Raw genomic sequence first — 12,113 nt, 5'->3', positions numbered from 1 at the left:
CATCCTGACTTCCCCTCGGCAACCAGAAGGATCATGGACATGGCAGACCAGCATTTCCCGTCGTGGAGCCGCCCGTCGCGGCGCCGGGTTCTTTCGCTCATGGGCGCCTCGGCCGCGGGGCTCGCCGTCCCGGGGCTGTTCGGCAAGGGCTCGGCCATGGCCGCTCCACCCTCCGAGCCGACCGGCCAGGTGATCGTCGGATTCTCCCAGGAGCCGACCGTCTTCAACCCGCACATGCCGCATATCGAGGTGGACGAGGGCATCCACTTTTCGGTCTTCGATCCCCTGTTCATCGTCGACGACAAGGGCGAGTTCCAGCCCTCCCTCGCCACGGAAGTGCCGAGCGTCGAGAATGGCGGCATCTCGCAGGACGGGCTCCACTGGAAGATCAAGCTGCGCGACGACGTCAAGTGGCATGATGGCGCGCCGTTCACCGCCGAGGACGTCAAGTTCACCATCGAGCTCCTGGTCGATCCGGACTTCCGCTCCTGGCGGCGCGACGGCCATGAGCTGGTCGAGAACCTGACGGTCGTCTCGCCGACCGAGCTGACCTTCGACCTGAAGAGCCCCTACGCGCCCTATCCCTCGATCCTCGCCGCAACCTTCATCGTGCCGAAACACATTCTCGGGGCGGAGGCCGACAAGAACAATGCGCCCTACAACAACGCCCCCGTCGGCACCGGACCGTTCAAGTGGGTCGAGCGGATGGCGGGCGACCACATCACGCTCGAGGCCAACACCGACTATTTCGGCGAAGGGCCGTATCTCGAGCGGCTGATCTACAAGTACATCCCCGACCTCACCGTCCTCTACACCCAGTTCAAGACCGGCGACATCGACGTGGTCGGGCTGCAGTGGATCACGCCGGACAAGTATCAGGAGGCCAAGGATCTCGAGGGCAAGACGGTCGCCGTCGTCCCCACCGCCACGGTGGAATCCCTGTCGTTCAACATGGAGCGTCCGCAGTTCCAGGATCCGAAGGTCCGCCAGGCGCTCTATGCCGCGCTGGACAAGCAGACGATCATCGACGCGCTCTATTACGGGCTGCCGTCGCCGACCGAGACCTTCATGCCGCAGCAGTCGGCCTACTACAACGCCGACCTGCCGAAGCAGGAATACAATCCGGACAAGGCGAAGAGCCTGCTCGACGAGGCCGGGTGGAAGCTCGGGAGCGACGGCATCCGCGAGAAGGACGGGGTGAAACTCGCCTTCACCAATTCCACCACTGCCGGCAACCACATCCGCGAACAGGCCCAGCAGTTCATCCAGCAGTCGTTCAAGGAAATCGGCGTCGACATGTCGATCTCGAACCTGCCGCCGGCGGTGATGTGGGGCGACTACTGGATGATGTCGAAGTTCGATTCCGTCGTCGTCGGCATCAACTTCCTCACCGGCTCCGACCCGGACGTGTCCAACTACCTCGCCCCGACCTCGATCCCGGCCAAGGGCGGCGCCGGTCAGAACACCTGGCAGTATGACAACGAGGAGGTCGGCAAGCTCTTGAAGGCCGGCGGATCGACCTTCGTCACCGAGGAGCGCAAGGCCGCCTACACCAAGCTGCAGGAGGTGGTGCGCGAGGACCTGCCGTTCCTGCCGATGTTCCAGTACGCCACCGTCCGCGGCCACAAGAGCGACGTCGGCGGGGTCGTGCCGAACATCAACGTGCGCATCGACAGCTGGGACGTCGCCACCTGGTACTGGAACAAGTAGCCCCTCCTCGTCACGGCCGGCGCCTGCCGGCCGTGGCTCTCTCGCTCCAAGTTTCAAACCCGTCGCCTGGCTCTCGCGGCCCGGTGCGGATCTTGCGGAAGCGAACTTGCCGATGCTGCGCTTTCTCTTCGGACGGCTCTGGCAGAGCCTCGTTCTCCTCGTCATCGTCTCGATGATCGGCTTTGCCGTGCTGACGCTGGCTCCCGGCGGCCCGCTGTCGCAATTCGCGCTGACGCCCGGCATGACGCAGGCGCAGCTCGCCCGCATCGCGCAGCAGATGGGCCTCGATCGACCGCTGCCGGTCCAGTACTGGGAGTGGTTCACCCGGCTTCTCCAGGGCGACTGGGGCCGCTCCTACCGCGACAACCAGCCGGTGCTCTCGGTCATCTACGACCATCTCCTGGCAACGCTGCTCTTGATGGGCACCTCGACGGTCATCTCGGTGCTGATCGGCACATGGATCGGCGTTCTGGGAGCCTTGAAGCGCTACTCGATCTTCGACTATGCCGCGACCGTCGGCGCGATGGTGGCGCTGTCGATCCCGACCTTCTGGTTCGGCCTGATCGCCATCTATCTCTTCGCGCTGCGCCTCGGCTGGCTGCCGGCCGGCAACATGTACACCATCGGCGACGGCTCGGTGCTCGACTACGCGGTGCACCTGATCATGCCGAGCCTGGTGCTCGCCCTCGTCAACGTCGCCGTCTGGAGCCGCTACATGCGCACGGCGGTGCTCGACGTGATGAACCAGGATTTCGTGCGCACGGCCAAGGCCAAGGGGCTGACCCGCTGGGCCGTCCTGACCCGCCACATCCTGCGCAACGCGCTGGTGCCGATGATCACGCTGCTCGGCCTGCAGCTGCCGACGATCCTCGGGGGAGCGCTGGTGACGGAAACCGTCTTCACCTGGCCCGGCATGGGCCGGCTGTTCCTCGATAGCCTCGGCTACAGCGATTATCCCGTTGTCATGGGCCTCCTGATGCTGTCGGCGATCCTCGTCCTGATCGGCAATCTCATGGCGGATGTGGCGGTCGCCATCATCGATCCGCGCATCCGGCTCGGCTGAGGGGGCGAGGCACATGACCGACATGGCATTCAAGGCCGATCCCGCCCCGACGCAGCGCTGGTGGCAGCGGCGCGCGGTCAAGCGCTTCCTGCGTCATCGCCTGGCGCTGTTCGGGCTGGCGATCATCGTCCTCCTGGTGCTCGCCTGCGTCATCGGGCCGTTTCTCCTGCCCTTCGACGACCTCTACATCGACCTGCGCGCACGCTTCGCGCCGCCCATGACCGGCTCCCACATCTTCGGCACCGACCCGCTCGGCCGCGACCTTGCCGCCCGGCTGTTCATGGCGGGCCGCATCTCGCTGCTCGTCGGCTTCGCCGCCATGCTGATGTCCACCGTCTTCGGCAGCCTGATCGGCATCGTCGCCGGCTATTACGGCGGCAGGATCGGCGCGGTGCTGATGCGTTTCGTCGACGCGATGCTGTCCTTTCCGAGCATCTTCCTGCTGCTCGCGCTGGCCGCCTTCATCAAGCCGAGCCCGATCATGATCACGCTGATCATCGCCGCGACGAGCTGGATGGAGATCACGCGGATCGTCGAGGCCGAGATCAAGTCGCTGCGGGAACGGGACTTCATCATGGCGGCGAGGACGCTGGGCCTCTCCAACAGCCAGATCATGTTCCGCGAGCTGCTGCCGAACGCCATCGGGCCGATCATCGTCGCGGCGACGCTCACCGTCGCCCGGGCGATCCTGCTCGAAGCCTATGTCAGCTTCCTCGGCTACGGCATCCAGCCGCCGCTGCCGAGCTGGGGCAACATGCTCAACGGGGCGCAGCAATATCTGGATTCGGCGCCGTGGCTGGCGATCGTCCCGGGCGTCGCCATCACGCTGGCCGTCACCGGCTTCAACTTCGTCGGCGACGGCCTGCGCGACGCCCTCGACGCCCGCAGCGACATCGCGTGACCCGGGACCACACGGAGGGGGAGACATCGCCTTGAGGACAGCCGAGCCGCGCTTCTCGCCCTTCGAGGCCTCCCTCTGGTTCGCCACCGCCGAGGCGGCGCCCGCGACGCGGCAGCTGGAGGAGACCGTCGCCGCCGATGTCTGCATCGTCGGGGCCGGCTATACCGGCCTGACCACGGCGCTGGAGCTTGCCAGGAAGGGCGTCTCGGTCGTCGTCGTCGAGGCGCAGGAGGCCGGCTTCGGCGGATCGGGCCGCAATGCCGGCCACTGCACCCCGACCTTCACCCATTACTCGCTGGGCGAATTGCGCAGGATGCTCGGCGAGCCATGGGCCGAGCGCCTGATCCAGCGCCAGACCCGGGCGAACGACAAGGTCGCGGCGATGATCCGCGACTACCAGATCGGCTGCGAGTGGCAGCAGAACGGCTATGTGATGGGCGCCCTGCAGCCCGCGAACATCCGCACGCTCGAGCACAAGGTCGAGGAATACAACGCCGTCGGTGCCAGAACGAAGCTTCTCGGGGCGAAGGAGGCGCAGGCGATCACCGGCTCGCCGCGCCTGATGGGCGGCTGGCTGCACGAGGAGGGCGGCCATCTCAATCCGCTCGGCTATGCAAGGGGGCTCGCCCGCGCGGTGATGCAGGAGGGCGGCAAGCTGTTCACCGCGTCGCCGGTGCAGTCCGTCGAGCGCGAGGCCGGCCGCTGGCGCGTCGAGACGCCCAAGGGCGCAGTCTCGGCCGACAAGGTGATCTTCGCGACGGGGGCCTATACGGTCGGCGGCTGGCCGAAGCTCGACCAAACGTTCAGGATCATGCGCGTCTTCGTCGCGGCGACCCAGCCGCTGTCGGAGGAGACGCGGCGGCACGTCCTGCCGCAGAACACGACGATGCATGACGGTCGCGGCGACATCTACGTCTACAAATACGACCGCGACGGGCGGATCGTCGCCTCGATGTTCCCGATGGGCCGGCGCGGCGTCGATCTCACCCTCACGCGGAAGATCCTGACCGACCGGCTCAAATGGCTGCACCCGCAGATCGCCGAGGCGATCCGCTGGGAGTATCTCTGGTTCGGCGAACTCGACATGCAGGTCCGCACGGTGCCGCGGCTCTACGATCTGGCGCCCGGCGTCGTCGGCCTCACCGGCCTGTCGGGTCGCGGCGTCCCGACCGGCTCGATGCTCGGCGGGATCCTGTCGGAATGGGCGATGGGAGTCCCGGACAGGGACCTGTCGCTGCGGCTGGAGCCGCAGCGCGCCGCGCCCTTCTACATGGGGTTCGGGCCGCAGCTCTCGCTGCGCTACCATCGCGCCCGCGACTGGCTCTCCGCCAAGGCCGCCGGGGCGCCGCTGCCGCCGCATCCGTGACGGAGCTGCGCGGCCGTCGGATCTGCGTCCGGGCGATCGAAAAAAGATCAATGGGTTTGGTGTTTTGCGACCAAGTCTTCGCTTTTCGCAAGAGAGCCCGGATGCCGATTCCTCACCGTTCGGAAGGCGGGCTGCGCATCCTCTCGGTGGCGGTCGGCGTCTCGACCGAGGTGCCGAAGTCGCCGGGCCGGGTGAGGTAGTCGGACAGGGTCAGGCCGAAGAGAATGACCAGCCAGACGACGCCGGAGAGACCCGCGAGCACGATCACCGTCATCGCCGTGCGCAGATGCATGAAGAACACCATCACCAGCGACGCCATGATGGCCGCGACGGCGAGGCAGGCGAGGATGGCAAGCCCGTCGAGGGCGCCCCAGAAGGCCAGGAGCAGCGAGACCGCGGCCAGCGCGAACAGGCCGAGATAGACCGCGAGTTCCGGCAGCAGCGGCGGCAGCAGCGCCTGCCGGTCCGCGCCGCGGTCGTTTCGGCTGGCGATGCGCCGCGGGGCGCGGTGGGTGTCGGCACGGCTCATGTCGCCCGTCCCATCAGATAGAGCAGCGGCCAGAGGAACAGCCACATCAGGTCGACGAAACCCCAATAGAGGCCGGCGATCCGCACCCGCGAATTGTCGGTCAGCGAGAACGTCCCCCGAAAGGTCTGGACGAGGATGACCGACCACACGCCCAGCCCGACGAGGATATGGACGGCGTGGAGCCCGGTCATCATCCAGTAGAGCGACCAGAACAGCCTGGCGGCGGGTGCGGCGAGGGGAAAGTCCGGGCTCGTCGGATAGAGGTGGTGGTCGAGGTCGAGCCAGTACTCGTAGCCCTTGGCGGCGAGGAAGACGACGCCGAGAGCGATGGTTGCCGCGACCAGCACCGTCACGCTGCGGCGCATGTCGAGGCCGGCCGCCTTCACCGCCAAGGCCGCGGTCAGCCCGCTGGTGAGGAGCAGGGCGGTGTTGATCGTGCCGATGACGATCTCGGTCTCGGCCGCGGCCTCGAGGAACGCCGCCGGATAGAGCAGGGCGTAGACGAGATAGGCCGCGAACAGGCCGCCGAAGAACAGGATCTCCGTCGCGAGGAAGATCCACAGCCCGAGATCGGCCGCGGCGTGCTGCTGGCGGAGGTCGTGGAAATGCGAGGCGAGGGCCGGGCTCGCCCCGTCGGCCCCCCGGGCTCGCCCGGGGGGCCGCCCTCCCCACCCGGCAGCGCCTTCCCCTCCATCCGCGTGATGCGGCGCGGCGACCTCTGCCTCAGTCATCGCTCGGCTCCCGCCGCGGTTGCTGGGGCGGATGGTAGTCGTAGACGTCGCCCTCGACCTTCGGATTGGTCAGGAAGTTGTGCTTGGGCGGCGGCGAGCTCGTCAGCCATTCCAGCCCCTTGGCGCGCCAAGGGTTTTCCGGTGCGCGGCGGCCCCAGACCAGCGACCACAGCAGATAGCCGAACGGCATCAGATAGGCGGCGGCGAGGATGACGGCACCGGCCGAGGACAGGACGTGCCAGACCTGGAACGCCTCCGGATAGGCATGGTAGCGCCGCGGCATGCCGATATTGCCGAGGATGTATTGCGGGAAGAAGGTCAGATTGAAACCGAAGAACATCAGCAGGGCGGCGATCTGGGCCGCCACCTCCGGATAGAGCCGGCCGGTGATCTTCGGCCACCAGAAATGCAGGCCGGCGAAGAAGGCCGACACCATGCCGCCGACCATGATGTAGTGGAAATGCGCGACGACGAAATAGGTGTCGTGGAGATGCAGGTCGACCGGCACCGAGGCGAGGAACAGGCCGGTCAGGCCGCCCATGGTGAACAGGCCGACGAAGCCCATCGCATAGAGCATCGAGGCCTCGAAGGTGATCTGGCCGCGATACATCGTGGCGATCCAGTTGAACACCTTGATGGCCGAGGGGACGGCGACGAGGAAGGACAGGAAGGAAAAGGTCAGGCTCGCATACATCGACTGGCCCGACGTGAACATGTGGTGGCCCCAGACGAAGAAGCCGATCACCGCGATGGCGAGCAGCGCATAGACCATCGCCGCATAGCCGAAGACCCGCCGCCGGGAGAAACAGGTGATGACCTCCGTCACGACGCCCATGCCCGGCAGGATCATGATGTAGACGGCGGGGTGCGAGTAGAACCAGAAGAGGTGCTGGAACAGGATCGGATCGCCGCCGCGGCTCGGATCGAAGATGCCGAGGCCGAGGAGCCGCTCCGTCACCAGCAGCGTCAGCACCATGGCGAGCACCGGCGTCGACAGGAGCATGATCAGGCTGGTGGCGTAGATCGCCCAGACGAACAGCGGCATGCGGAACCAGCCCATGCCGGGCGGGCGCATCGTATGGACGGTGACGATCATGTTCACGCCGGTGGCGATCGTCGAGAAGCCGGCGATGAACACGCCGATCGCCGTCAGCGAGACGTGGGTGTTCGCGAAGGCCGTGGAATAGGGCGTGTAGAAGGTCCAGCCGGTGTCCACCCCGCCGGCCAGCAACGCCCACACGGCGAAGGCGCCGCCGAGGATGTTGAGGTACCAGGAGATCAGGTTGAGGCGCGGGAAGGCGAGATCCTTGGCACCCAGCATCAGCGGGATCAGGAAGTTGCCGAGCACCGAGGGGATGACCGGCACGAGGAAGAACCAGACCATCACCACGCCGTGCAGGGTGAAGACCTTGTTGTAGCCGTCGTCGGTGAGGAGGTCGCCCGCCGGCGTGAACAGTTCCAGCCGGATCATCGTCGCCGCGGCGCCGCCGATGAAGAAGAAGAACGTCGTCGAGATCAGGTAGAGGACGCCGATCCGCTTGTGGTCGGTGGTGGTCAGCCACGACCAGATCGAGAATTTCTCGCCGAGATAGCTGGTCTCCATGACCTGGCCGCCGGGCAGTTCGTCCTCGGTGTCGACGTCTCTGTAGGGGATGTCGCTCATCGGTTTCCCCTCATCGGGCCGTCTCGTCGACGGCGAGGCTGCGGATATAGGCTGTCAGGCTGACCAGCTCGCCCTCCGTGAGGGCGCCGGCAAAGCTCGGCATGATCGGCTCGAAGCCGGCGACGATGTCGCGCCTCGGCTGCAGGATCGAGTCGCGGATATATTGATCGTCGGCCGTCACGACCTGGCCGTCCGCCAGCGGGACCGACGAACCGTAGACGCCGGCGAGGCGGGGCGCGCGGACCTTGGACGAGCCGTAGTGGCAGCCGGCGCAGCCCTTGGAGACGAACAGCCGCCGGCCGTCCTCCTGCAGGTCGTCGCCCTCTGGCTGGCGGGTCAGCCAGTCGGCATAGTCTTCCTTCGACATCACCACGACGCGGCCGATCATCGCCGAATGCTGCGTGCCGCAATATTCGGCGCAGAACAGGTGATAGGTGCCGATCTCGGTGGGGTTGAAGCGCATGTGCTGGGTGTGGCCGGGGACCACGTCCTGCTTCAGCCGGAACGCCGGGACATAGAAGGAGTGGATCACGTCCTGGCTGTTGAGGACGAGTTCGATCGTCTCTCCGGCCGGCACGTGCAGCTCGTTGATCTCCCTTTGGCCGCCCGAATGCTCGACCTTCCACATCCACTGCTTGCCGACGACATGGATCTGCGTCGACCGCGCGGGGGGGACGGCGAGGGCGAAGTCCTGGGAGGCCGCCCAGGCGAAGATGGCGACGAACAGACCGGCGGTGGCCAGCGTCCACACCGTCTCGATGTCCTTGGAGAACCAGGTCGGCAGCCGCTTGCGGGTGGCCTTCGAGCCGCGCCGGTAGCGCACGGCGAAGATGCCGATGAGGCTGGCGACGAGGAGGGTGATCAGCCCGGAGATGACGATGAGGCCGAGCAGCTTGCCGTCGGTGGAGACGGCCTCGGAGGACGCGGCGGGAAGGAAGAGTTCGACTTCACCCATGGCCGCCCTCCTGCCCGGCCTCCCCGGCCTCATCGGAAGACGCGCGATCGTTGCGGCGCCGGTCGCGCAGCAGCATGAAGCCGACGAAGCCCGCGGTCGCGCCGAGGGTGGTCAGGCAGCCGGCCATCAGGGCGCCGTCGATCAGCGGCTTGTAGCGCCCGGTCTCGGCGTCCCAGCCATAGCAGGAGAGGATGGCCCGCTCGACGAAGCTGCCCGCCGTGCCGTTGGAGGCCTCGATCAGCGCCGAGCGCAGCGTCTCGGGCTCCAGCGAGACGAGGTCGAGGGATCGCACGACGCGTCCCTCGGTGTCGACGAGGAGCGCGCCGGCCGGGTGGGCGAACTGGTCGTGCTCGGGATCGTAGACGGTTCTGAGGCCGGAGGCCTCGACGAGGCGCGCCGTCGCCGCCTGATCGCCCGACAGGATGGCGCCACGACCGAGGCTTGCCGCTTCCGGGTTGCCGGCGAGCCAGGCGTCGCGATCCCTCCCCGTGTCGCGGGCGTCGAAGCCGACGACGAGGGTCCGGTGGTCGAGCCCGCCGCTGTCGGCAAGGGCCTGTTCGGAACGGGCGAGGACATTGGCCGCGACGCCGCAGATGGTCGTGCAGGTGAAGTCGACGAAGGCGACGAGGCCGGGCCTGCCGGCGAGCCGCTCGCCGAGGGACCGCGTCGCTCCGCCGGCGTCGGTGAGGACTGCGTCGAGGGGCAGGGCGGCGCCCGGCCGGACGCTGAAGCCGACGGAGGACAACTCGTCCCTTGTGAGGCCCGCCAGCGCCTGCGGCACGCCCAGCGCCTGCGGCACGAAGAGCGCGCCGGCGATGGTGGCGGCGAGCCAGATCCGGGAAAGGCGATCGCGGCGGGGCGTCATCGCTCCACCCCCGAATTCTCGTTGGGGAGGGGCACGTAGTTCGGCGTTCCCTGGAGCGTTTCGGCCGGAACCCGCGTCTTGTCGGTGCTGAGGCCGGGAAGCGAGGGCGGCGGGCCGCCTTCGGCAGCCGGGCTCATCGCGCCGGTGCGTGCGCCAGCGTCGAAGGACCGGCTGCCGGCCGGCCGCTGCGTCGTCTGCGCCCGCATGGCGCGGCGCCCGGCATCGTCGGGCACCTCGGTGTCGGCGATGAGCGGGGCGTAAGGGTCCGGCCGGGCGGCGACCAGCCGCATCGCCTCGGCGATCGGCACGCGCGCCTGCCGCGTCAGCGCCGCCTCGCCGCTTTCGCGCGACCGGTGCAGGTCGAGGCTCGGAACGATCTGCAGCCGGGGGGCCGGGAAGTCCTGCGTCGCCTGTTCGCTCATGTCGGTGGGAAACGAGCCGAGATTGTACCAGAAGGCCAGCGCCAGGAGCGTCATGACGGTCAGCGCCGCCGCAAAGGCCAGCGCCATCGCGAGGACGATCGGCCGGGCCGCAACGTCCGGCGAGAGCTGCTGCGGGGCCGGGGCTTCGCCGCTCATCGCGGGACCTCCCGTCGTAGGGGGGCGAGGGGCGACCGGTCGTTGCTGCGCATGGATGCCATCGTCAGGGCCAGCATCGCGGCCAGGGCGCCGAGGATCGCCGCGAGGCAGAAGAAGGCGCTGACCGGGTCGCGGAAGGGCGGGGCGAATTCGAAGAACAGGAAGAGCACGAGGAAGGCCAGCGCGCAGTCGGCCGCGATGCGCATCGCGGCCGCGTCGCGGCGAAGCGCCGTGCGGCTGAGGATGGCGAAGGCAGAGGCGGCGAGCAGCGCGGCGAGGATCGCCACCGATCGCCAGACGAATTCGCCGCGCAGGACGTAGTAGGCGATCTTCTCCGGCAGGTTGCCGGACCACTGCACCAGGAACTGCATGAACTGCATGTAGGCAAGGCCGAGGATCGCGGTGAGCAGCAGCTTGGCCAGATCGTCGCGCGGGCCCGGCGATCCCCCGGCGTCGGCGACGACGAGAAGGCCGAGGGCGAGGGCGATCTGGGTGATCGCGAACATCGCCCCGAAGGTGGTCGACGACCAGTGCGGCTCGAGCGACATGATCCAGTCGATCGAGGCGAAATGGACCGAGATCGCGTAGAAGGCGATGGAGAAGCCGCTGGCGAGACGACCCTGTGGTCCGAAGCCGGCCGCCAGAATGGCGACGATCGACCAGCCGGCGAGGATGACGACCGTCCTGACGCCGAAGAGCACGGGATTGAGGTAGAGGCTCGCCACGTCGGGCTTTTCGGCAAGGCCGCTGCCGTCCGCCCACGGCCAGACCAGCGGCTGCACGAGGATCACGACGAGGCCGAGGATGGCGACGAAGGGCACCGTCGCGGCCAGCCTTTCGAGCGTCGGCCGGGCCGCCTCGCCCCAGCGCCCGCGGGTGAGGCGGTGGGTGTGGACGAGGATGCTCGCTCCCATGCCGGCGGAGATCGCGACGATCCAGCCGGCGACGAATCCTCTCGCGAGGGCGGCGGGAAACAGCAGCGCCAGCGCGACGAGGAGCAGCGCGACCAGCCCGAACAGCCGCAGCGAGACCGGGGTGTTGGCGCCGAGATTGCGCTGGATCCAGCCTGACAGGGTCATTGCGCACCCTCCTGGCCGCGTGGCAGGGCATCGCCCGCTTCGGGCTTGCCCAGGGGCTCGTCCGCAGCGCCCACCGCCGCGACGTCCCGCGGCACGCCGGTCTGGGACACCTGCAGCGCGCGGATATAGGCGGCGATGGCCCAGCGATCGCGCGGCTCGACACGGGCGGCATAGGAATACATCACGCCCCAGCCGTCGGTGATGACGTCGACGAAATGCCGCGGATCGGCGGCGAGGAGCCGCGGCTCCATGTAGGAGGGCGGCTGCGGGAAGCCGCGCTCGACGATGATGCCGTCGCCATGGCCGGCCAGGCCATGGCAGGGCGTGCAGTAGATCCCGTATTGCTCTTGGCCGCGCAGCAGCAGCGCGGCATCCACCGGCGGCCGCGTCGCAAGCGCGGCGATGCGGGCGGGCGCGTTGCGCGCGACGGTGCCGAAGGGGATCTTGCGCGCCTCGGCGTCGTCCTCGAAGGCGGCGGCGCTGGAATAGGCCTTCAGCTTCGGCTGCGTCTCCATGCTCTGCTGCTCGCAGGCGGCAAGGGAGGCGAGGGCGAGGGTTGCGAAAAGGATGGGGAGCGCACGCAAGGTCGCCGCGGGGTCTTCCGGACGCGGTGGACCCTCCTCTGCCTGCCGGCATCTCCCCCACAAGGGGGGAGATCGATGATTCGGAGACG

Annotated in this window: 12 protein-coding genes; 4 read left to right on the top strand and 8 right to left on the bottom strand. The window is 68.0% G+C overall.

The features are described from left to right. The first annotated feature begins 39 nt into the window (after positions 1 to 39). The 4 genes from ATO4_RS00970 (at position 40) to ATO4_RS00955 (ending at position 5,040) form a co-directional block, all read left to right on the top strand. On the top strand, positions 40 to 1,710 hold the full coding sequence (locus ATO4_RS00970) for a peptide ABC transporter substrate-binding protein (RefSeq protein WP_083589813.1): 1,671 nt from the start codon (positions 40 to 42) through the stop codon (positions 1,708 to 1,710). 112 nt (positions 1,711 to 1,822) lie between these two features. Next, the gene (locus ATO4_RS00965; protein WP_083589523.1) at positions 1,823 to 2,773 is read left to right on the top strand and encodes an ABC transporter permease; all 951 of its coding nucleotides are present in this window, start codon (positions 1,823 to 1,825) and stop codon (positions 2,771 to 2,773) included. Between the two features lie 13 nt (positions 2,774 to 2,786). After that, complete coding sequence (locus tag ATO4_RS00960; RefSeq protein WP_083589522.1) at positions 2,787 to 3,674, top strand: ABC transporter permease; 888 nt, start codon at positions 2,787 to 2,789, stop codon at positions 3,672 to 3,674. 31 nt (positions 3,675 to 3,705) lie between these two features. Beyond that, positions 3,706 to 5,040, top strand: a complete 1,335-nt coding sequence (locus tag ATO4_RS00955; RefSeq protein WP_083589521.1) for an FAD-binding oxidoreductase — start codon at positions 3,706 to 3,708, stop codon at positions 5,038 to 5,040. A gap of 112 nt (positions 5,041 to 5,152) precedes the next feature. On the opposite strand, the gene ATO4_RS00950 is transcribed toward ATO4_RS00955, so the two are convergent. From ATO4_RS00950 to ATO4_RS00915, 8 genes are all read right to left on the bottom strand, one after another. Beyond that, positions 5,153 to 5,569 (bottom strand): hypothetical protein, encoded by a 417-nt coding sequence (locus ATO4_RS00950; RefSeq protein WP_083589520.1) that lies wholly within the window; start codon positions 5,567 to 5,569, stop codon positions 5,153 to 5,155. Next, on the bottom strand, positions 5,566 to 6,300 hold the full coding sequence (locus tag ATO4_RS00945; protein WP_083589519.1) for a cytochrome c oxidase subunit 3: 735 nt from the start codon (positions 6,298 to 6,300) through the stop codon (positions 5,566 to 5,568). The genes ATO4_RS00950 and ATO4_RS00945 overlap by 4 nt, the downstream gene beginning before the upstream one ends. Beyond that, positions 6,293 to 7,903, bottom strand: coding sequence for a cytochrome c oxidase subunit I (ctaD, locus tag ATO4_RS00940; protein WP_139802206.1), 1,611 nt, complete (start codon positions 7,901 to 7,903; stop codon positions 6,293 to 6,295). Before ctaD ends, ATO4_RS00945 begins: the two co-directional genes overlap by 8 nt. Positions 7,904 to 7,973: 70 nt before the next feature. Next, entirely contained in the window at positions 7,974 to 8,918 is a 945-nt protein-coding gene (gene coxB, locus ATO4_RS00935) for a cytochrome c oxidase subunit II (RefSeq protein ID WP_083589517.1), read from the bottom strand. Beyond that, positions 8,911 to 9,783 carry an SCO family protein gene (locus tag ATO4_RS27570; protein ID WP_083589516.1) on the bottom strand — a complete coding sequence of 291 codons (873 nt, stop codon included), beginning with the start codon at positions 9,781 to 9,783 and terminating at the stop codon, positions 8,911 to 8,913. The genes coxB and ATO4_RS27570 overlap by 8 nt, the downstream gene beginning before the upstream one ends. Further along, positions 9,780 to 10,361 (bottom strand): hypothetical protein, encoded by a 582-nt coding sequence (locus ATO4_RS00925; RefSeq protein WP_083589515.1) that lies wholly within the window; start codon positions 10,359 to 10,361, stop codon positions 9,780 to 9,782. Before ATO4_RS00925 ends, ATO4_RS27570 begins: the two co-directional genes overlap by 4 nt. Next, positions 10,358 to 11,440, bottom strand: coding sequence for a hypothetical protein (locus tag ATO4_RS00920; RefSeq protein ID WP_083589514.1), 1,083 nt, complete (start codon positions 11,438 to 11,440; stop codon positions 10,358 to 10,360). Before ATO4_RS00920 ends, ATO4_RS00925 begins: the two co-directional genes overlap by 4 nt. Further along, a complete protein-coding gene (locus ATO4_RS00915; RefSeq protein ID WP_245308497.1) occupies positions 11,437 to 12,024 on the bottom strand; it encodes a cytochrome c in 588 nt (195 codons plus the stop codon). Before ATO4_RS00915 ends, ATO4_RS00920 begins: the two co-directional genes overlap by 4 nt. Positions 12,025 to 12,113: the final 89 nt, after the last annotated feature.

Origin of the sequence: Aurantimonas sp. 22II-16-19i (assembly GCF_002088275.1) — a bacterium.
Taxonomy (GTDB): domain Bacteria; phylum Pseudomonadota; class Alphaproteobacteria; order Rhizobiales; family Rhizobiaceae; genus Jiella.
Note: the sequence above shows the minus strand (reverse complement) of the source record. Positions and strands in the feature narration are given on the sequence as shown.

Excerpts from the sequence above, each read along its gene's own strand:
- ATO4_RS00970 (WP_083589813.1), top strand. The coding sequence starts at position 40 with ATGGCAGACCAGCATTTCCCGTCGTGGAGCCGCCCGTCGCGGCGCCGG.
- ATO4_RS00965 (WP_083589523.1), top strand. The coding sequence starts at position 1,823 with ATGCTGCGCTTTCTCTTCGGACGGCTCTGGCAGAGCCTCGTTCTCCTC.
- ATO4_RS00960 (WP_083589522.1), top strand. The coding sequence starts at position 2,787 with ATGACCGACATGGCATTCAAGGCCGATCCCGCCCCGACGCAGCGCTGG.
- ATO4_RS00950 (WP_083589520.1), bottom strand. The coding sequence starts at position 5,569 with ATGAGCCGTGCCGACACCCACCGCGCCCCGCGGCGCATCGCCAGCCGA.
- ATO4_RS00945 (WP_083589519.1), bottom strand. The coding sequence starts at position 6,300 with ATGACTGAGGCAGAGGTCGCCGCGCCGCATCACGCGGATGGAGGGGAA.
- ctaD (WP_139802206.1), bottom strand. The coding sequence starts at position 7,903 with ATGGAGACCAGCTATCTCGGCGAGAAATTCTCGATCTGGTCGTGGCTG.
- coxB (WP_083589517.1), bottom strand. The coding sequence starts at position 8,918 with ATGGGTGAAGTCGAACTCTTCCTTCCCGCCGCGTCCTCCGAGGCCGTC.
- ATO4_RS27570 (WP_083589516.1), bottom strand. The coding sequence starts at position 9,783 with ATGACGCCCCGCCGCGATCGCCTTTCCCGGATCTGGCTCGCCGCCACC.
- ATO4_RS00925 (WP_083589515.1), bottom strand. The coding sequence starts at position 10,361 with ATGAGCGGCGAAGCCCCGGCCCCGCAGCAGCTCTCGCCGGACGTTGCG.
- ATO4_RS00920 (WP_083589514.1), bottom strand. The coding sequence starts at position 11,440 with ATGACCCTGTCAGGCTGGATCCAGCGCAATCTCGGCGCCAACACCCCG.